General features: G+C 38.7%; 15 protein-coding genes. All 15 read left to right on the top strand.

Annotated elements, in window-relative coordinates:
* Nucleotides 1–238: 238 nt before the first annotated feature.
* Nucleotides 239–976, top strand: a complete 738-nt coding sequence (locus M3210_RS17550) for a glycerophosphodiester phosphodiesterase (protein WP_251517098.1) — start codon at nucleotides 239–241, stop codon at nucleotides 974–976.
* 338 nt (nucleotides 977–1,314) lie between these two features.
* The gene (locus M3210_RS17545) at nucleotides 1,315–2,532 is read left to right on the top strand and encodes an NRAMP family divalent metal transporter (protein ID WP_251517097.1); all 1,218 of its coding nucleotides are present in this window, start codon (nucleotides 1,315–1,317) and stop codon (nucleotides 2,530–2,532) included.
* A gap of 35 nt (nucleotides 2,533–2,567) precedes the next feature.
* Entirely contained in the window at nucleotides 2,568–3,314 is a 747-nt protein-coding gene (pxpB, locus tag M3210_RS17540) for a 5-oxoprolinase subunit PxpB (protein WP_251517095.1), read from the top strand.
* A complete protein-coding gene (locus M3210_RS17535) occupies nucleotides 3,295–4,062 on the top strand; it encodes a LamB/YcsF family protein (protein ID WP_251517093.1) in 768 nt (255 codons plus the stop codon). The genes pxpB and M3210_RS17535 overlap by 20 nt, the downstream gene beginning before the upstream one ends.
* The gene (locus M3210_RS17530) at nucleotides 4,063–4,989 is read left to right on the top strand and encodes a 5-oxoprolinase subunit C family protein (protein ID WP_251517091.1); all 927 of its coding nucleotides are present in this window, start codon (nucleotides 4,063–4,065) and stop codon (nucleotides 4,987–4,989) included.
* A gap of 339 nt (nucleotides 4,990–5,328) precedes the next feature.
* Complete coding sequence (locus M3210_RS17525) at nucleotides 5,329–6,522, top strand: glycosyltransferase family 4 protein (protein WP_251517089.1); 1,194 nt, start codon at nucleotides 5,329–5,331, stop codon at nucleotides 6,520–6,522.
* 14 nt (nucleotides 6,523–6,536) lie between these two features.
* A complete protein-coding gene (locus M3210_RS17520) occupies nucleotides 6,537–7,817 on the top strand; it encodes a glycosyltransferase (protein WP_251517087.1) in 1,281 nt (426 codons plus the stop codon).
* A 33-nt stretch (nucleotides 7,818–7,850) separates the two neighbouring features.
* On the top strand, nucleotides 7,851–9,107 hold the full coding sequence (locus M3210_RS17515) for a nucleotide sugar dehydrogenase (RefSeq protein WP_251517085.1): 1,257 nt from the start codon (nucleotides 7,851–7,853) through the stop codon (nucleotides 9,105–9,107).
* Nucleotides 9,108–9,135: 28 nt separating this feature from the next.
* On the top strand, nucleotides 9,136–9,960 hold the full coding sequence (locus M3210_RS17510; RefSeq protein WP_251517083.1) for an ABC transporter permease: 825 nt from the start codon (nucleotides 9,136–9,138) through the stop codon (nucleotides 9,958–9,960).
* A 15-nt stretch (nucleotides 9,961–9,975) separates the two neighbouring features.
* On the top strand, nucleotides 9,976–10,902 hold the full coding sequence (locus tag M3210_RS17505; protein ID WP_251517081.1) for an ABC transporter ATP-binding protein: 927 nt from the start codon (nucleotides 9,976–9,978) through the stop codon (nucleotides 10,900–10,902).
* A 19-nt stretch (nucleotides 10,903–10,921) separates the two neighbouring features.
* Nucleotides 10,922–12,172 carry an accessory Sec system protein Asp2 gene (locus M3210_RS17500; RefSeq protein WP_251517079.1) on the top strand — a complete coding sequence of 417 codons (1,251 nt, stop codon included), beginning with the start codon at nucleotides 10,922–10,924 and terminating at the stop codon, nucleotides 12,170–12,172.
* 21 nt (nucleotides 12,173–12,193) lie between these two features.
* A complete protein-coding gene (locus M3210_RS17495) occupies nucleotides 12,194–13,102 on the top strand; it encodes a class I SAM-dependent methyltransferase (protein WP_251517077.1) in 909 nt (302 codons plus the stop codon).
* Nucleotides 13,103–15,838, top strand: a complete 2,736-nt coding sequence (locus M3210_RS17490) for a glycosyltransferase (protein WP_251517075.1) — start codon at nucleotides 13,103–13,105, stop codon at nucleotides 15,836–15,838.
* Between the two features lie 553 nt (nucleotides 15,839–16,391).
* Nucleotides 16,392–18,812 carry a cell wall-binding repeat-containing protein gene (locus tag M3210_RS17485; RefSeq protein ID WP_251517073.1) on the top strand — a complete coding sequence of 807 codons (2,421 nt, stop codon included), beginning with the start codon at nucleotides 16,392–16,394 and terminating at the stop codon, nucleotides 18,810–18,812.
* Between the two features lie 197 nt (nucleotides 18,813–19,009).
* Nucleotides 19,010–21,397, top strand: a complete 2,388-nt coding sequence (locus M3210_RS17480; RefSeq protein WP_251517071.1) for a cell wall-binding repeat-containing protein — start codon at nucleotides 19,010–19,012, stop codon at nucleotides 21,395–21,397.
* Nucleotides 21,398–21,548 lie beyond the last annotated feature (151 nt).

Below are 21,548 nucleotides of genomic sequence, written 5' to 3'. Positions count from 1 at the left end.
AAGGGCTCAGAGGTCTACACGACCGTTATAAATTCTTGCGTTATCAATCTTGATTGAACCGCCGTATACGGAACCGTACGTACGGTGGTGTGAGAGGACGGAGGTTAATCGCCTCCTCCTACTCGATATCAAAATATAACAAAGACTTATTACTCCTTTAACATTCTGTTAATGTATTTCTTTTATAATAGTGTTAAGAAATCAACGGTTGATGTCCCATACGGGAAAGGAGAACATGATGAAAATACGTGGTGTTGCTGAACGCGGGTATGCTTTACAGTTTCCAGAAAACACATTGTCTTCTTTTCAAGCAGCTATCAATTTACATTTCTCCCATACGAAGCTGGAGGTTCATCTGACAAAGGATGGGATCCCAGTTGTCATCCGTGATGCAACCATTGATCGTATGACAACCGGTCGGGGTGAAATTCAGCACTTCACTTACGAAGAATTATTGCAATATACCATAAACCATGACGAACGAATTCCCACCTTAGAAGAAGTTATTTATCTGACGAAAGGTAAAATAAAAACCATTATTGAAATCAACCAAACTGGTTTCTATTACGATTTTGAAGAAAAGGTATACGAACTCCTCCATCAGCATGAAATGAAAGAAGATACACTTATCGTTTCACGTAACCACTATACACTATCGAAATTACGTATTCTCTCAAATAACATTGAATTAGGTCTTCTCATCGATGAACCGCATCCGTTTGATCTCCGTTTTATGCAAGAAATAAAAGCTTCTTATTACTACATGAAGTTTGATATAGCAACGATTCAAAAACTCGATTTTATAAAACTGAAAAAGCTAGGCATCCAACTAATCATCGGCCCCGTCAACACCATTGAAAAAATGAAATTGATGCAACAATATCCGGAGGTGCTCGTTACTACAACAGAACTTGAAAAATATCAAGCAATTTGCTATCCAAAAACGATTACAGATTGGCAGAAAGTAGGAATCTAATTGAAAAAACTCATCTACATTGCTTTTCCAATATTACTGATCACAGCAGCATTTAAACTAAAGCCGGCTGACAAATATGTGCGCATCGCTTAAAGACTCCAAAAAAGTGGGACAATCAGGTAATTTTGATTGCTCCACTTTTTTATTTTTATTGAAAATGCTGGATATTTACAGATTGGAATTTTGCTGTTGACAATCGAAACGAAGGGCTTCAAAATGTAACATACTTTGGGGCAAAAATACTATTTACGTCTCCAATTGGTGTCTTTTAAAAATAACGATGATCACGTGATTTTATAAAGATAACTGAGAAATACTCAAATCGAAAGGAGAAAATTATGTCGAAAGAGAACTCATTATTATCAGTAAAAGATCAACGAGCACGAAGGCGTTCACTCATGGGAGCGGCTTTTCTAATGGCCACATCTGCGGTTGGTCCCGGATTTCTTACACAAACTGCAGTATTTACGGAAACGCTGCTGGCAAGCTTTGGATTTGTCATTCTAGTATCGATCATCCTCGATTTTGGTGCCCAAATGAACGTTTGGCGAATCATCACTGTTTCGGGTAAACCTGGTCAAGATATTGCGAATGAAGTTCTTCCAGGTCTCGGTTATGTAGTTGCTGTATTCATTGTTATCGGAGGCCTCTCCTTTAATATCGGTAACATTGGAGGGACCGGTCTAGGGGCAAATGTGTTCCTTGGCTTGGACCCAAAAATTGGTGCGCTTATATCTGCAGCATTGGCTATCTTTATTTTCTTGTCTAAAGAAGCCGGAGCGGCAATGGACCGTATCGTAAATATCTTGGGGGCAATACTCATTCTTCTCATCGGTTATGTGATGTTTGTCAGTCAGCCACCAGTAGGGGATGCGATTTATCGTTCTTTCGTGCCACTTGAACTTGATGTATACGCGATTATCACCATCGTTGGTGGTACCGTCGGAGGTTATATCACATTTTCTGGGGGCCACCGTTTGCTTGATGCAGGAATAACCGGTAAAGCTTCCATTCCTGAAGTAAACCGCACGTCGGTATTCGGAATTGGTGTTGCTTCCCTAGTAAGAGTGTTACTTTTCCTAGCTGTATTAGGTGTTGTATCCCAAGGGGTCGCTTTAGACCCATCAAACCCAGCCGCAACGGTATTCCAACATGCAGCTGGTGAAATTGGTTACCGGTTATTCGGTGTCGTGCTTTGGGTAGCTGGAATTACATCTGTTATTGGAGCGGCATACACGTCCGTTTCATTCTTGCGCTCTTTCCATCGAATTTTTGAAGATTATTATAAATACTGGATTATTGCTTTTATCATCTTTTCGACAGGTGTCTTTATCGTAATCGGTGAAGCAGCAACATTACTCGTTGTCGCAGGTGCAGTAAATGGACTTATCCTGCCATTAACTCTCGGTTCGATGTTGCTTGCTGCACATAACAAAAAAATCATTGGTGATTACAAACATCCTATTTGGCTTACGATTTTTGGTGCGATTGTTGTTATTCTGACAGCAGTTCTAGGAGTTCGAACGCTATTCCAAATGATACCTCAGTTGTTCTAGTGTTATAATGGATATAAAAAAAGTGGTGTTCGAACATGCTGGAGATTCAAGTGTATGGTGATAGGGGACTCCGTGTAGTACTCGGTGAATCTATTTCCAAGGAAACGAATGAAAAGATCCGTAGTCTCACCACCCAATTAGAGAAGGAACGTATTGATGGTGTCTTGGAGTGGATACCGGCATATACAACCGTTTCTATTTTTTATAATCCAGAAAAAATATCGTTTGACGCGTTGAGTCAAAAAATTCATGAACTATATGAAAATTTATCCCAAATTGAGATTCCGCCTGCGGAAGTGGTGACGATACCAGTATGTTATGGCGGAAAGTATGGACCTGACTTAGAAAATGTTGCCGCCCATAACAAACTGACCGAGGAAGAAGTCATCCGCATTCACTCAGGAAATGATTATCTCATTTATATGATGGGCTTTTCTCCTGGTTTTCCGTATCTCGGTGGCATGTCTGATAAAATCGCTACCCCGAGACTGGAGTCACCTAGGAAGAAAATACCTGCCGGGTCGGTAGGAATCGCTGGCTCACAGACAGGTGTGTATCCAAGTGATTCACCAGGCGGTTGGCAAATTATCGGACGTACACCAATGAAATTGTACGATCCAAAAAGTGACACACCGATCCTGCTTCGTGCAGGGAACTATGTGCGTTTTCGCTCCGTAACGGAAGCAGAGTACGAAGAAATCTATCAATCTATCATGAAAGGTACGTATGAATTAGAGATAAAGCCATATAGGGGGTTACAGAATGAAGCAACATACCGTTGATTTGAACAGTGATTTAGGTGAAAGTTTTGGAGCTTATATCATCGGACAAGACGAACTGGTCATGAAACATATCAGTTCAGCAAATATTGCTGCTGGTTATCATGCAGGGGACCATAATGTATTGAGTCGTTCGGTCAAAATGGCGCTGGAGAATCATGTCGGTATCGGTGCCCATCCTGGCTTCCCTGACCTTCAAGGTTTTGGCCGTCGTAATCTTTTTCTCAATCCGGAAGAAATCTACAATATGGTCGTATACCAAATCGGTGCAGTGGAAGCATTCGTAAAAGTCCATAAGACTGTCCTCAACCATGTGAAACCCCATGGTGCACTTTATAATATTGCTGCTCGTGACAAGGAAACAGCGCAGGCCATTGCCCAGGCGGTTTATGATGTGAATCCCGAACTCATCTTATTCGGACTCTCTGGCGGTGAGCTTTTAAAAGCCGGGGAAAAAATTGGCCTGAAAACTGCTGCTGAAGTATTTGCGGACCGTTCATACCAACCGGACGGAACACTGACGTCTCGTACGGAGCCTAACGCCTTGATTCATGACCCGGATGAGGCTGTCCATCGAGTAATCACGATGGTGAAAGACGGGAAAGTCGAAGCTGTCGATGGCAGTAATATTCCTATTCAGGCGGATACGGTTTGTGTCCATGGGGATTCGGAGCAGGCGTTAGCGTTTGTCACAAAACTAAGACAGGACCTGGTAAAGAACGGCATTACGATAAAAAGAGTGGGATCCTAAATGGAAAACGCAACTATTGAAGTAATGAAACCCGGTCTATCGACATCGATTCAAGATCTCGGGCGGACCGGTTATCAGCAATACGGCATGGTAGTAGCAGGTGCGATGGACATGTTTGCGTTACAGGTGGCGAATATCCTCGTCGGAAACAAGCACGGAGCAGCCGCTATCGAAGCCGTACTTATGGGTCCTGAGCTCCGATTTTTAAAAGATACCGTCATAGCCGTGTGCGGTGCCAATCTTTCTCCTACGCTTGATGATGAACCAATTCAAACATGGAAATCGTATCGTGTGCAAAAAGGACAAACTCTCAAATTCGGCAAGCCGATAGATGGAGCATATGCATATATCGCGGTGAGTGGCGGCATCACTACGCCTAAGGTGATGGGGAGTAGGTCGACTTATGCAAAAGGTGGAATTGGTAATTATTTATCGAAGGGAGATCTTTTGCCGACTGGCGATCCTAACATGAAACGCTCAGGCAGAAGCCTCCACCCGGATTTAATTCCAAACTATAATAACCCTGATAAAATCCGTGTCATCCTCGGTCCGGACGAGGATGCTTTTACTAAAGAGGGTATCCATACCTTTTTAAGGGAAAGCTATAAGATTACAACACAATCCGACCGCAAGGGCGCAAGACTCGAAGGCGCTCCCATTGAACATGTGGATGGCGCAGATATCATCTCAGATGCAGTCTTTCCTGGTACAATCCAAGTGCCGGCAAATGGACAACCCATCGTCCTGTTAGCCGACAGACAGCCAACTGGAGGCTATACAAGAATTGCAACCGTCATTACGGAAGATCTCCCCCGGATCGCCCAGAGCCTGCCAGGAAAAGAAATAGCTTTTGAAGCCGTTTCGCTACATGTTGCGCAGGAGCTTTTTCACCGCCGGCAGAAGCTGTTGAGGCTGTTGATACCTTAAAAATTATAATGGTTCGAATTGATATTCAATAAATAGTCACAAATAAACGGGTTCAAGCAAAATTTATTGCTTGAACCCATTTTTGGGATTCTACGGGATAAATAAGGGATTTTTTAATATTGATTAATAATATTGTGAATTTGAACCCCATGAATAAACTCATTGAAACTTAACAAGGCCCTTTGTCTACGGTCTTCTCGTTAATCAGCCTTCATAAAATCTCAAGATGGTTTAAGTTTTGACATGTAACAGCATTGTAATATACATTTATTTATCGTATTATGTATATTTGTGATAAAATAGATAAGGTGTTTACTTGGGATTAGGAGCGTTAAACTCATGGCGAAGAAAGTATTAATAATGACTCAGAATTTCTACCCTGTCATCGGCAGTTCGGGTAATCGGATGAAGAATATATACCAATTATTGAATGAAAATGGTATCGATGCTGATGTACTGACAACAGAGCCAGCATATCCAAATAAAAATATGTATAAAGATAGCAAGTTTTGGGATGAAGAGTCGTTAAACAACGAAGACTATAAAATAATAAGGGTACCGATAAAAAATAATCGATTTCAAAATCATATTTTAAGTAGATTATTTTTTTATTTAGAAATTATGTACCGGTTTTTACTTGAACTATGGCAACTAAGAAAGAACAACTATGATTATATCCTTGTAAGTACACCACCTATTTTTATCGTATTCTCTGCTTTCGTTGGAAAATACGTTTTGAAATCCAAACTGATTCTCGAAGTTCGAGATCTTTGGCCGGATAGTCTGATTGGAGTAAAAACCTTCAATAACAAACCTATTATTAAACTATTTCAGTTTCTTGAGAAACGTATGTATCGACTTGCAGATTCAATCGTTATCAACAGCATCGGTTTTTACGACCATATCAAGTCAAAATTGAAGCAAGATAAACCAATCAACTATATACCGAATGGTCCGAGGCAACATGAAATTGTTGAACAAAAACAATATCATGATGAATTTAGTGTCGTGTATACGGGGAATCTAGGCCTTGCTCAAGATATCGATCATTTGAAACTGGCAGCAAAACTGCTTCATGACAAAAATATCCGTTTTGATGTCATTGGATATGGTGTCAGAACCGAGGAATTTGCCGATTACTTAAAAGAGAACAGTTTAGATAATGTATACATGCACCAACCGACGACAAGAAAACAGAGCTTAGAATTGATTAAAAACAGTAATATCGCGATTGCTTTTTTAAACGATGAAGAAGTTTTCTCAACCGTACTTCCAGGGAAAATTATCGATTATATGACTTGTAAAACTCCGATAATCGCTGGAGTAAAAGGTACCGCGGCAGAAATGATTACGTCGAACAATACGGGGTATACATTTGAACAGAAGAATGTACAAGCTATCGTCGATAAAATCGTCGAACTGAAAAATGACGAAGCAGAACAACAAGAGCTCGGAGAAAATTGTATCCGTACCGTAAAGAAACATTTTCTATGGGAAAATAACATCACGAAGTTAATTGATATTATTAAGTAATGAGGGAAAAATAGATGAAACGTGTAGGTATGTTTGTGTGGAACCATTTCACCAATGATGCAAGGGTTTTAAGGGAATGTACTACCTTATCGCAGAATGGCTATGATGTAGAACTTATTTGCATCGATGATCCGAACGACCCAGCGGTAAAAAAATATGAAGAATTCAACGAACACTTTCGGGTGCACCGGATGCGCAGATATCCAGTAACCCTTGAACTACTTCAGAAAGTATATCGATTTACAGCACGGAAGAAATGGCCAGCGATCCCATTGCTGGCGGTCTGGGGAGCGATGCTTTACTTTTTCCCCTGGATCACCATTATTCTAACCGTACTAATCGGCTTACTATTGAAAACAAAAGTGAGAGTCATCTGGATTCGTGGAGCTCTAATCCTCCGCATGATCATCAAGGGTCACCGCGGTAATTATGATATCTACCACTCTAATGACTTAAACACAATGCCACAAGGTTATATCAGTGCTAAATGGCGTTTAAAAAAGAAACCATTGATTTATGATTCACATGAAGTCCAAACAAGTAGGACTGGCTATGACAGCCCGTGGTATAAACGATTTGAGCAATTTTTTATCAATCGCATGGATAGTATGATTGTGGAAAATGATACACGTGCTAAATTTAATGAAGAGCTTTACGGGTTTTATCCACATGTGCTTCACAACTATCCATCTCTAGAAATTCAGCAAGTCGATGAGAAAGTAGATCTGCATGGCATTCTTGGGCTCCCTCAGGATGAGAAAATTCTGCTCTACCAAGGTGGGATTCAAGAAGGACGTGGGCTTGAGAAATTAGTTGAAGCCTACCCGTTATTTAAAGAAGGCACACTCGTCTTTATCGGGGATGGGAAAATTAAAGATAAGCTCGTCCAAATGGTGAAAGAAAGAAATCTTGAAGAAAAGATTCGCTTTATACCTAAAGTGCCTGTTAGAGATTTACCGAAGTACACTAAAAATGCATATTTGGCTTTCCAGGTGTTGAACAATATTAATTTTAATCATTGGTCAGCATCATCCAATAAGCTTTTTGAATATATGATGAATGAAGTTCCAGTAGTTGCTTGTAATTTCCCTGAAATCAAAAAGGTTGTCGAGGAAAGTCAGGTAGGTGTGACGATTGATCCCCATATTCCAGAAGAAATTGCAAAAGGGGTCAATTATCTAATCGAAAATCCAGATAAACGAGACCTGTTCAGTGCAAATTGCAAAAATGCTCGAAAGAAGTATAATTGGGAAATAGAACAAAAGTATCTATTGGAAGTTTATGAGAAATACTAATTAAATCATACACATAGAAAGAAGGTATTTATTGTGAAATTATGTACGATTGGACTAGGATATATCGGATTGCCAACATCCATCATGTTTGCAAATTATGGAGTTGAGGTTGTTGGTGTTGACGTGAAAAAAGAAGCAGTGGACATGCTGAATAGCGGATCCATTCATATAGAAGAACCAGGATTGCAAGAGGCATTGGAAAATGCAATGGAAAAAGGAAACTTCCGTGCATCGCTTACTCCAGAAAAAGCAGATGCGTTTATCATTGCAGTACCAACACCAAATAAGGACGATGAACATCGCTCTATGGATATCACTTACGTAATGGATGCGTTAAACAACGTTATTCCAGTACTTGAAAAAGGAAATGTTGTCATCGTTGAATCAACAATTGCTCCAAGAACAATGGATGACTTTGTGAAACCTCGTTTGGAAGAAGCAGGATTTACAATTGGGGAGGACATTTATCTTGTCCACTGTCCAGAGCGTGTACTGCCAGGACAAATTATGCATGAACTAATCTACAATAACCGTATTGTCGGTGGAATTACTGAGGCATGTACAGAAAAAGGTGCAGAAGTTTATGAGACATTCGTTAAAGGTGAACTGATCAAAACAAATGCACGTACTGCAGAAATGTCCAAGTTGATGGAAAACACATACCGTGATGTTAACATCGCACTTGCAAATGAACTTGCAAAAGTATCGAACGAGCTTGGCATCAATGCCCTAGAAGTAATTGAAATGGCAAATAAACACCCGCGCGTAAACTTACATACGCCAGGACCAGGAGTAGGCGGACACTGCCTAGCTGTCGACCCGTATTTCATCATTGCGAAAGCTCCTGAAGCATCCAAAATCATCAGCCTTTCTCGTCAAGTGAACAATTCCATGCCGGAGTATGTTGTGGATGCAGCAGAGAAGTTGGTTTCCAAACAGGATGGTAATAAAATCACTGTCTTCGGCTTGACTTATAAAGGAAATGTTGACGATATTAGAGAAAGTCCAGCTATGGATATTTATGAAATCCTTAAAGAGAAATCACAGTACGATGTAGTCGCTTATGACCCGCATGTGGAGCTGGATTTTGTCGAAAAGGATCTTGAAAAAGCGTTAGATGGCTCTAGTCTAGTATTGATACTCAGCGATCACAACGAGTTTAAAGAACTGACAGATGAAGCATTCAACAAAATGAGTGTTAAACAAGTGTTTGATACGAAAAATGTTGTGAAGGAACATTCGGAGGATATAACTTATATTAATTATGGTAACTTATACAAACATGTATAAGTTACAGTGATGAAGGAAGCTAAAATATATGTTTAAATCAGTATGGCAAGTTATTAAAGAACAACTTGATCATCGAGATCTAATATTCAGAATGGCGAGTTTTGATATCAAGGGAATGTATCAAAAGCATTATCTCGGCTCTTTATGGCAGTTTATCAATCCAGCCATTCAAGTAAGTATTTATTGGTTTGTATTTGGTTTAGGTATTAGGGGAGGGCAACCAGTTGAGACATCAGCTGGTCCAATTCCCTTTTTCCTGTGGATGTTAATGGGTTTAATTCCATGGTTCTTTATTAGTCCATCCATTATACAGGGTTCCAATAGTGTGTATCAGAAAGTGAATATGGTCTCTAAGATGAATTTCCCAGTCAGTTTATTGCCGACGATAAAAATTATCGGAAATAGTTTACAATTTTTCATCCTAATGATCTTATTAATGATTGTATTATTTATTTATGGGTTTACCCCGACGATTTATTTCGTTCAAATTGTCTATTATATTTTTGCTATGTTTGCTTTTCTATTTGCGTTTACATTGCTCAGTTCTACGATTTCCACATTGGTAAGGGATTATCAGATGCTGCTACAATCTATGGTTCGGATGATTTTATACCTGTCACCAATTCTATGGGATCCGAATGCAGGTCGAGTGCCAGAGTGGGTTGCAAATATCCTGCAGCTGAATCCAATCTTTTATATTATTGAAGGATTCCGGGATTCATTCCTAGGAAGAGAGTGGTTCTTTGAAGATCCATTATACTTCTTCTATTTCTGGATGTTTACCTTAACGATTCTCGTCATTGGCTCACGTGCCCACTTACAGTTCAGGAAGAACTTCGTGGATTATCTATAAGAATGAGGGTTAACTATGACTAAACAACTGAAAGTAGAATTTAAAAATGTATATAAAGCGTTCGAAATGCATGCCAAACAGAAGGAAAAATTGTTGGAGCTTTTTTCAATCGAACGGAGAAAGCAACGTAAAGAATTTGTGGCGGTGAAGGACGTTTCCTTTAAAGTGTATGAAGGAGAGAGTGTTGGTATTGTTGGACTAAACGGTTCAGGGAAATCCACCATATCCAATATGCTGGCTCAAGTTATCCAGCCGACGAGCGGGGAAATCACCATTAATGGTGAAACGAACTTGATTGCGATTTCCGCTGGACTGAACAATAACCTGACAGGCCTAGAGAACATCAAACTGAAATGTATGATGCACGGAATGAATGATGAAGAAATTGATCGCTTGACCCCGGACATCATTGAATTTGCCGAGATTGGTGATTATATCAAGCAACCAGTGAAAAATTATTCGAGCGGGATGCGCTCCCGTCTCGGATTCGCGATTTCGGTCCACACTGATCCGGACGTCCTTGTCATTGATGAGGCGCTCTCAGTGGGTGACTCCACGTTTGCTCAGCGTTGTTTAGAAAAGATGGATGAATTTAAAAAACGTGGAAAAACAATCTTCTTCATTAGCCACTCTGCAGCTCAAGTCAAATCTTTCTGTGAGAAGGCAATGTGGATTCATTATGGTGAAATGAAGATGATTGGAAGTTCGGATGAAGTGCAAAAGGAATATCAGAAATTCATTTCCTATTTCAATAAATTGAGTGCAAAAGAAAAGAAAGAATATAAAGCAAAAATGCTTTCAAGTCAAATCAGCACGGTAGATAATGAAATTGTAAAAAGACCAGAAGTTGTGAAGAAACGAAACATCAGACACCTATTAGCCAGTGGACTCATGCTGTCAATCGTCGCCTTTCTAGGAGCGCTGCTAGGTTTAGGGTACTAGACATCAAAGGAGAGATAGAATGAATTTTACGGAATCAGTCTATGAGGGCACAACAAGGGAAGTAAAATATGTTCTAGAGGAAGCAGAGCATAATACAGACTATCTCGTAATTGTTTTTTCAGGGTTTGCAAGCGTGAAAGCAGCATCACCGTATCGCTACAATTATATCCGTACCCTAAGACAGGTGGATGCCCATAAGCTGTTTATCCTAGATGAGGACGGTCCAAGGGGCAGTTATTATTTAGGAAAAGCGATGAGCTTTGACTTTGAAAAGTCAATCATTGAATTGATAGAAGAAACAATGAATAAACTAGGTGTTGAACATAAGAACGTTATTACGGCTGGCACTTCCAAAGGTGGAAGTGCAGCCCTTTACTATGCATTGAAATATAAATTGGGGAGAGCAATTGTCGGTGCCCCGCAAACAAAGATTGCAAATTATGTTTTGTCCATCAATGGTGAAACGGCCGACTATATGTTGGGTGACCGGACGGATAAAGAAAAAGTCATCAAGCTTAACCGACTGATCTATGATCAGCTGGAACACAATCAAGAGACCATTCTTACCATTCTCGGAAGTGAACATGACAATCAGCACAAGCAACACATCGCCCCGTTTGCAGAAGAATTGAAGGAACGCAATCATCCCCATACATTGATTCTGGATGACGATATTAAAGGACACAACGATGTGGCGGTTTATTATCCTCCATTCATTGTAAATGAACTATTGGACATCATGTACGGCTTAAAGGTTACAGATGTGAACTATGAAGCTGATTATGAAGGTTTTAAGGTGCAAACCGAAACTGTAATCCCCGAGGGATATACAGAAGTCATTCGATTCTATGATGGAGATACTCTTATCAATGAAATAGGTTACAATGATACTAGGAATACATTCAAATTGGATTTGGAAAAAATCACTTTTGTAACGATAAGCTATGCTATTTTAAAAGAATCAAATGTCATCTACAGAAAAGATTTGGCTGAACATCTGATCAGCGATAAGAACATCATATGCGAACCTGTAATCGAAAAAGTGAATGACCGTAAATTTAAGTTTGATTTGAACCTTCAAACGAATCAAAATTTGCAATACGCCTTCTATGTTTATCAAAATGGCAAAGTGATTGAGAAAATCATGTATCAGCGCAAGCAAACTATGACTTATCGCGCAAAGGAAGAGGGAAAATATCTCGTCAAATACTTTATCCTCTTACCAACGAAGGAAAAAGTGATCGGAAAATCGGATGTAATACTTATTTAGGTGAGATTGGAGTTCATAAGTATGAAGAAAAATACGGATCGAGTAAGTGAAGCATATTATAATGAATTAGGGAAAGAGTTCGGTGACAAAGTCAGAGAACGGATTCATTGGGTATTGGCGTCCAGTAAGGGTGAAACGGTATTGGATGTCGGGTGTTCCCAGGGGCTAGTGTCAATTCTACTTGCAAGAGAAGGAAAGCAAGTGGTTGGGATTGACATCTTAGAAGAGGCAATCGACTATGCAAAAGAACAGTTGGAAAAAGAAGAAACGCCTACTCAGAAGCACCTCCAGCTGATCCATGACAATTTTGTCAGTCATGCCTTTGAGCAGACCTTTGATGTAATCATTATGGGTGAAATACTAGAACACCTTTCCGATCCACAGCGTTTTATCAATAAAGCTTTTCAATTGCTGAATCCTGCTGGGAAATTAATTATCACGGTGCCATTCGGGATCAATGATTATTTTGACCATAAACACACCTATTATATCCAGGATTTATTCAGCTATCAGACAAATGAACTCCATCTGACGGAATTGAAGTTTTTGAATGGCTGGATAGGTGCAATTTATCATAAAGACAACACCTTATCGAATAAGATCATCGATGATACTATCATTCAAGAGTTTGAATCTGCCCTAATCGACCAGGAAAGAAACCATATAAATCAAATCGTTCAATTGAAAAAAGAGAACGAAGAGCTTAAACAGCAACAAGATGATAAATATTTGCAGGAAAAAATGGATAAAGTAAAAGTTCAGCAAGAATTATATAAACAGTATCAAGCGGAAGAAGAACTTTTAAGGAAATATAGTAAACTGGAGGAGCAATATAAGAGCTTAAGAATCCAGTATAATAACTTAAAGTCATCAAAGTTAGGTAAACTAACCACCAAATATTGGAAATGGCGTAGGAAAAGGAGTAATTAGATGTATTCCAATAAAACTCGACTAAAGACGATTCAGGATAAGAAAAAGGCTTTGCTTAATCGGATGCAAGAAGAAGTGAAGATACTTCAGGATGCTGGTGTTAATTTGGATTCTGAAATAGTCCAGCTTGCTGAAGAGGCATTTAACTTGATGAGTCCAGAAGAAATTCAACAAAGCTACCTAGAGCTGAAGAATAAGAAAAGTGATGTTAATTTCTTAGAGAGAATTCAACCGATCATCGATAAAATTCCTACTACAAACGGAGGACGTTACTATCAACCAATTGATTTGAAGATTGGTATGATTGCTGATGAGTTTCTCTTTTATTCCTATAAAGATACTGCAAATATGGTATACATCAACCGTGAAAACTACAAAGAACATAAGGACCTGGATGTTTTTATTGTAGCAACAGCATGGAAAGGTCTTGATTTGAGCTGGAGAGGATTAGGTAACCCGAATAATCATAAGCTTCGTGAAGAGCTATACGATATCATTTCGTACTATCGAGCAAAAGGGACTAAGGTCGTTTTCTACTCTAAAGAAGATCCGACCAACTATGAATTTTACGTTGATATTGCCAAAAAATGTGATTACATATTTACTACTGCAAAAGAAAAAATCAATGACTATAAAGCAGAGTGCAATAACGATAATGTATTTGCCTTGGAATTTGGTTTCAACCCAATTTACAATAATCCTGTAGGCATGAAACACGACCAAAAACTAGATGGTGCAATTTTCGCCGGCTCATGGTATGAACGATACCCACATCGTCAAAAGGATACGAGAACAATTTTTGATGGGGTCATTAATGCGAAGAAAGATTTGAAAATTATTGATCGAAACTATCATCTTAACCTGAAGAAATACTTCTTCCCACGCAACTACATCTCTTATTTATCACCAAGTATCGAGCATGAAACACTGCAAAAAGTGTTCAAAATCTATGATTGGGTCATCAACCTGAATTCGGTTCAGAAGAGTGAAACGATGTTTGCCAATCGGGTGTATGAGCTTCAGGCGATGGGCAATTTAGTTCTGTCTAATTACAGTTTAGGAATCAATAATTTGTTTCCGAACGTATTCATGATTGACAGTTCCAATGAGATTAGTGACATTGTGAATAATGTCAGTAAGAAAGAACTATATATGCATCAAATGCAGGGCGTGCGTACGGTTATGAAGGAACATACTACCTTCCACCGTTTAAATTACCTGTTGCAACAAATTGGCTATAATAAATCGTTTATTAAAGAAAGAAATATCGCAGTTGTATTCGAACCTGGAGATGAAAATGCGAACGAAAACTTCCAACGCCAATCTTATCAATATAAAACAATCGTCACTCCAGAATATTTAAAAGACCATTATGAAGAATTTGATTACGTCACTTTCTTCCATCCAGAATATGAATATGGAGAATATTATCTAGAAGATCTTGTTAATGGTTTTAAATATACGGATTCCTCTTATATTACGAAAGATGCTTATTATTCCCATGGTGAATATCAGGAAGGAATCGAGCATGACTTTGTCTCTGAAATGAAAGATAAATATAAGACGGCCTTCGATACGAATAACTTTACATTGGAAGAGTTATTGGAACTAGACGGTCCATTAAACAGAGGAAATGGTTACAGCATCGACTCTCTGGAGCTGGATGTCAATCCGGTTAAAGAGAGAGAACATAAAGATGAATTAAAACTTACCGTTATTATTCCCGTCTATAACAATGGTCGCCATCTCTACGGAAAATGTTTCATGAGTTTGAGAAGGTCTTCTATCTTTAAACATATGGATATTATTCTTGTAGATGACGGTTCCACTGATCCTGAAACGATTAAAATGGTAGATCGGTTGGAGAGACTGTATACGAATGTCAGATCATATAAATTCGATGATAACGGAAGTGGCAGTGCTTCCCGCCCGAGGAACAAAGGCTTTGAAATGGCCAAAACGGATTATATTACGTATCTCGACCCAGATAACGAAGCAGTGAATGACAGTTATGCTTATCTGTTGAAAGAAATGGAAGAGAATCCAGACCTCGATCTTGTAGTTGGCGACATCATCAAATATGACACAGAACGGAAAGTCATGAACTACTCAAAAAATGCATTCAAGTGGGATCCATCGGGAGTCGTATCGGATACACGAGAATTCCTGCATGACTCCATGTTAAGGGCTCAGAGTATTCAAGCGCTGATTGTGAAGAAGCATATTATAGCCGATAATAATCTAAAAATGGTGGAAAGAGCAGTTGGTCAGGATACGTTGTTCTTCCAGCAACTCATTTTGAATTGTAACAAGATCAAAGCGGTCGATCGGATTATTCATATCTACTATGCTGCTGTCACCACATCAGTAACGAATAGTATTTCCAAGCGCTTCTTTGAAAAATACCTCATCCTGGAAAAAGAAAGATATGAATTTCTGAGGGATGAGAATTTGCTGGATGCTTATATGGAAGATCGTTTTAATAGTTACTTTGTTGGTTGGTATTTACTCCGTGTGCCAAGACTAAAGGAAGACGAAGCAGAAGAAAGCTTGAAGGTACTCCAGGAGATTTACAATATCTACCGCAAGAAAGTGATGAACAAACCACCAATTATCGAAATGTATGAAAAATGTATGGCAAAAGGTGAGTATGAAGAGTTTATCAATTACTGCCGAGTACACTTCAGTATGGAAAGAGCAACGAAAAGTAAATCCAGAAAAAAGGTAACAGTGTGATGAAATGAGGGGAGGCTTATCTCCCCTCATTTTAATTGGGCTCAATCAGGGTTAATGTAGCTGGGGAGATTTTATCTTCCCGAAGCCTTGTTAATTCCAGTTGTTCGGGCAAATAGAGGGCATTTGTTTTCCCGTAACCTTGTTATTTCCAGTTGTTCGGTCGAATATAAGGCTTTTATCTTCCTGAAGCCTTGTTAATTCCAGTTACTCGGGCAAATAGAACGCGTTTATTTTCCCGAAATCTCGATATTTCTAGTGATTCCGGCAATTAAAAGACGTTTACCTTCTACAATCTTGTTACTTCATCTTTCCAGACAGATAGAATTCCACTCCTCCAACAATCTAATACAAAACTATCTATCTTACTAACTATTTATTTACAAATACAACTCAAAATAGTGTAGAAAAACTAGTACTAATTATGGTATCTTTAGATGTATACGGAAAAATACAATTCACTTAAAATAGTTATTTACAACTATAAAGTGATTGAATAGCCTAGGAGAATTTAATCAATTCTAGGTGGATAAAAATAACTAGGGGGTTAATTAGGTTGAAAAGTCAATTTAAGAAGTTATTTGTTGTAACTATCGTACTTTTGGCATTTGGGCTACTGTCTTTTGGTCATGTGAATGCTGAAGAAACGAACGGAATCCGCTTTGACTTCGGTGAAAACAATGTACAACTATCGGATTCACTGTCGATTAAGGTAGTCAACGATAGAGAAACTACAACATTGCAAATCTCGGAAACTGGGAACGAAATTTATGAAAAAAATCTATCATTCGTGCAAGTGACAGGTTTCCATCAAGTAGACATAGAAGATGAAACATATGGTGTCATTACATATCGTCATCACGGTTCAGCAAATGCCTTATATTTTGAGGTAATTAATTTGAACTCTTCTCAAGTAGAAGTTGTTTATACTTCTGATGTATTTGAGCGTGCAACAATTGAAATGATTGAAGACAAAATTACGATTGAGTATGCGGATTATGCCGAAAATGATTCTATGGCGAATCCTTCCGCTATAATCAAACAAGATTTTGTCATCAAAGAAAATACTGTGGAAACTGGAGAGGCAGAAAAGATTGCTCTCGAAAAGGGCAAGTCAACAGGCCAACTCCAATCAAAGAAAAAAACGTATGTTAACCCATCATTTGCAGAAATTAATAAAATGTTGACAGAAAAGGCAATTGAAGCAGATATTCCACCTGAAGTTTTAAAAGCTATTGCTTACCAAGAAAGTCGCTGGAGACAATATTGGACTTGGGATGAGTTTCCAGAAAGCAGAAAGAGTTGTAAAGCTGCAGGAAACCGCACCATTGATTGGGACGGGTCTAACGTTGTGATAGGTTTTGATTGTATCGGCATTGGTATTATGCAAATCTCTGATCATATTTTTATGCCTGCTGGAAAAGCTAAAGATCAATATATTCAAAGATTAAAAGATGATATTGAATTTAATATTGATGAAGGAATAAAAATCCTCAAAGGTAAATGGAACCTCAGCAAAAGCGGAAGAATACCAAAAATCAATGATAATAATCCAATGGTACTTGAAAATTGGTACTTTGCAATAATGGCTTATAATGGGCTTTCCAAACGAAATGATCCAAATCCTGACGTGAATTCTTATATGCCATTCCAAGAATTAGTGTTTAATCACATACGCAAATTTTCCGAAGTGGATGTAACACCTTTCCCGACCCAAATTCTAGATATTTATTACCCGAATAACGGGAACATTATTCACTTCCGATCGGATAAATACCAAATTAACGGACCGTTTCATTATAGCGGACAATCATTGAAATCTGGTAAAGTCGCCTATACGAATGTAAATGAGGGCGCGGAATTAAAAAACGGATATGGTGAGAAGGCAAAAGTTAAAACCATACTACCAAAAGGAACAAAAGTTACAATCACTGGAAATTATCGAACACATAGTACGTATAAGCAGCACTATCTTATGTTCCCTGTTAAAACATCTACAGGAGACACAGGCTGGATTTCATCTGGTGATTTGAACCTGAAAGAGTATACAGGTGTATATAATTTATCAGGAAAAGACCGCTTTGAAACTAGTGTAGCGATATCCAAACATGGCTGGAACAAGTCCGATGCAGTAGTCATCGGTAGAGGAGATTTGCCGATTGATGCATTAACAGGAAGTGTCCTTGCTTCAGGCCTTGATTCTCCATTGTTGCTTACACGTAATGACCGTTTGACTCCTGCAGTTAAAGATGAAATTTTGCGTCTCCGTCCAAGCCAAATTTACATCCTTGGTGGAGAAGGAGCAATTTCCTTAGATATCGAGAATACACTAAAGTCACTATACAAAGGTGTCAAGGTTGAGAGATTAAGAGAAAACGACCGTTATGGTACAGCGAAAGAAGTGGCTCAGAAAATAGCTTCCAAGTATAATGTAAAAGAAGTTTTCATTACTACTGGATCTGAGAAATCTTCCGACCCACTATCAATCGCACCATATGCTGGAGAAAAAAATATTCCGATCCTGCTTACTCAAAACAATAAGCTAAGTGAAGCGGCTAAGGCTTTCATCAATGAAAATGGTGTTTCTAAAGTCACTATCATTGGCGGGGATACAGCTGTTTCAGCGAGTGTTGAAAATGAACTGAATAAGCTTGTAGGGTCGGCAAATGTCGATAGAGTATCCGGAAAATCAAGATTTGATACAACGACTGCGATTATTAATAAGTACTATAATCTCGGCAAGTTAGATAATATATTTGTAGCCCAAGGTATGGATATTGCTGATGCGTTAAGTGCAGCACCACTTGCAGCGAAACAACAAAGCCCGCTCGTGCTCACATTATCTGATAACGTACCTGATTCTGTACAAAGTTGGTTGAAATCAAAAGTGAAAACTAATCCTGATCTTTACTTCCTAGGAGGAAGTGGAGCGATCGCTAACAACGTGAGAAGTCATATGATTAATCTAGTAAGATAGTATAACTAGACCATCCCTCAAGGATCATACCCTTGAGGGATATTTTTTTGAACCAGCTTCTGTAAGTAAATCCCAAATGAGGTAGTAATAAAAGGATAATATATGGTATCTTTAAATATAATGGAAAAAGACGAATCTTTATGAAGATTGTTACGTCTGTAGCTTATAGGAGAAAAAAATAGGGGGTTAGGAAAAAGTTGAGAACACAGTTGAGAAAGTTAATCGTTGTAATGACCGCAGTGCTTGCATTTGGATTACTGTTTTTCGGTCAAGTACATGCCGAAGAAACAAACGATCGTTTTAATTTCGGTGAAAACGTTGTACAACTATCAGACACATTATCGATTCAAGCAGTCAATGAAAGGGAACGGTCAACATTACAAATTACTGATGCTGGAAAGGTGATTTATGAAAAAAATCTAGCATTCATTCAAGTAACCGGCTTTCACCAAGTAGATTTGAAGGGTAATAGTTATGGTGTCATTACATATAGACATGCCGGTTCTGCAAATGCGCTGTTTTTTGAAGTAATCAAGCTGGATCCTTCAAAGGTGGAACTTGTTTATACATCAGAAATATTTGAACGTGCGACATTTGAAATAAACGAAGAGCAGATTACAGTACAGTATCCGGATTATGCGGAAGCTGATTCGATGGCAGCTCCTTCAGTAATACTTACTCAAAACTTTACGATTAAAGATAATGTAATAGATGTTGGGGAGGTGGAAAAAGTAGACTTTAAAGATGGAATGAAAGGTAAGCTTCAAGGTGTCGACTATAGATATACTAATCCATCGTATGAAGAGATAAGCAGATTACTTACAGATAAAGCGATTGAAGCGGATATTCCACCGGAAGTCCTAAAAGGCATTGCCCATATGGAAAGCCGATGGAAACAATATTTTGATGAGAATGATCATGACTTTATAGCAAACAGTCAGCGGTGTGAGAATTGGGATGGCACCAATGTGACGTTAGGTTCGGATTGTATTGGTATTGGTATTATGCAGGTCTCTGATTATATCTATCAGGATGAAGGAGAAGAAAGAGATAGGTATGTTGAGAGATTAAAGCATGATATCGGATTTAATATTGATGAGGGTATTAGAATTCTTAAGCAGAAATGGAACTATTCTAATGCTGGTATAACGCCAACGGTTAATGATAATGACCCTATGTATCTTGATAATTGGTATTTTGCAATTATGGCTTACAATGGAATGTTGCCAAGAAATAACCCGTTGAATGAGGAAAATACAAGACCTACTTATCAGGATTCTGTCTATGAGAGGATTCTCTTATATCAACATGCAGATGTGGAACCTTTTCCAATAGAGATACTGCGACCATATTATCTCGAAAATGGAAATCTAGCATTCCGTGACGCCAACTACCACACACCAGGTCCATTGACATACTCTGCTCAAACTCTGAAATCTGGTGCTGTTGCCTATGTGAAGGGTGGGGTGACGCTTAGAGAGGAACCTAATCCAGATGACAGAAGCAATATTATAAAAACATTACCAGCAGGAACTGAAGTAACCTTAATTGGAGATTATGCGACCAATAATAACGTTGCTCGCCAGTACAATTGGTTACCGGTTGAAACTTCTGCTGGAGATATAGGCTGGTTGGCTTCTGGTTACTTGGACTTTGAAGGTGTCTACAATTTATCAGGAGAGAATCGATTCGTAACAAGCACAGCCATTTCTAAACATGGCTGGAAAGAAGCAGATACTGTAATTATTGGCCGTGGCGATTTGCCAATAGATGCATTGACAGGAAGTGTATTGGCTTCAGGACTTGATTCACCACTATTGCTGACACATAACTATAAGTTGACGGATGCTGTTAGGGAAGAACTGCTTCGACTCCGCCCGTCGCAAATTTACATCCTTGGTGGGGAAGGTGCAATCGATCCTAAAGTAGAGCAAGACTTGAAGAAACTTTATAAAAATGTAAAAGTAACTAGAATAAAAGATAGTAACCGTTCTGGTACAGCAGCTAAAGTGGCCGAGAAAATTGCTGAACGCCATGACGTAAAAGAAGTCTTTATTACCACTGGAAATGAAAAGTCTTCTGATCCGCTTGCCATTGCACCATATGCAGGTGAGAACAATATTCCAATTCTCCTGACAGGCACGAATAAATTAAGTGAACCAGCGAAAGTATTCATTGATGATAATGACATTTCCAAAGTAACTATTATTGGTGGTAAAGGAGCTGTGTCTGCAAATGTAGAGAAGCAGCTGAAAAACATTATTGGTTCGCAAAACGTCGAGAGAGTATCTGGGGAAGCAAGATTTGACACGAACCTTGCGATCATAAACAAGTACTATGATATTGAAAAACTGGACAATATTTTTGTAGCACAGGGGTTGGATATTGCCGACGCATTAAGTGCGGCTCCACTTGCAGCGAAAAAACAAAGTCCACTCATGCTTACATTATCGAATAAAGTTCCGGATGCTGTTAATACATGGTTAACTTCCAAAGTAACAACAAAACCGGATCTTTACTTCCTTGGAGGTAACGGAGCAATTAATAAAAATGTAAAAAATGAGATTGTAGATAAAGTGAAATAATATATAAAAATCCCTTGGGAAAAGTAGACTAACACAATAAAATGAGACAATAAAAAACACCTTCGAAATGGTATAATCAAACCAATACTAATTCGGAGGTGTTTTTGCGTGGGCAAAAACGTTTATTCTAGTGAAGTTAAATGGGCGGTTG

It is taken from the genome of Oceanobacillus luteolus (genome assembly GCF_023715655.1).
Taxonomy (GTDB): domain Bacteria; phylum Bacillota; class Bacilli; order Bacillales; family Amphibacillaceae; genus Oceanobacillus; species Oceanobacillus luteolus.
The sequence above is the reverse complement of the archived record's forward strand: the minus strand, read 5'-3'. Positions and strand labels throughout refer to the sequence as shown.

Bases quoted from the DNA above. Each gene is read 5' to 3' on its own strand.
- M3210_RS17550 (WP_251517098.1), top strand. From the start codon at position 239: ATGAAAATACGTGGTGTTGCTGAACGCGGGTATGCTTTACAGTTTCCA.
- M3210_RS17545 (WP_251517097.1), top strand. From the start codon at position 1,315: ATGTCGAAAGAGAACTCATTATTATCAGTAAAAGATCAACGAGCACGA.
- pxpB (WP_251517095.1), top strand. From the start codon at position 2,568: ATGCTGGAGATTCAAGTGTATGGTGATAGGGGACTCCGTGTAGTACTC.
- M3210_RS17535 (WP_251517093.1), top strand. From the start codon at position 3,295: ATGAAGCAACATACCGTTGATTTGAACAGTGATTTAGGTGAAAGTTTT.
- M3210_RS17530 (WP_251517091.1), top strand. From the start codon at position 4,063: ATGGAAAACGCAACTATTGAAGTAATGAAACCCGGTCTATCGACATCG.
- M3210_RS17525 (WP_251517089.1), top strand. From the start codon at position 5,329: ATGGCGAAGAAAGTATTAATAATGACTCAGAATTTCTACCCTGTCATC.
- M3210_RS17520 (WP_251517087.1), top strand. From the start codon at position 6,537: ATGAAACGTGTAGGTATGTTTGTGTGGAACCATTTCACCAATGATGCA.
- M3210_RS17510 (WP_251517083.1), top strand. From the start codon at position 9,136: ATGTTTAAATCAGTATGGCAAGTTATTAAAGAACAACTTGATCATCGA.
- M3210_RS17505 (WP_251517081.1), top strand. From the start codon at position 9,976: ATGACTAAACAACTGAAAGTAGAATTTAAAAATGTATATAAAGCGTTC.
- M3210_RS17500 (WP_251517079.1), top strand. From the start codon at position 10,922: ATGAATTTTACGGAATCAGTCTATGAGGGCACAACAAGGGAAGTAAAA.
- M3210_RS17495 (WP_251517077.1), top strand. From the start codon at position 12,194: ATGAAGAAAAATACGGATCGAGTAAGTGAAGCATATTATAATGAATTA.
- M3210_RS17490 (WP_251517075.1), top strand. From the start codon at position 13,103: ATGTATTCCAATAAAACTCGACTAAAGACGATTCAGGATAAGAAAAAG.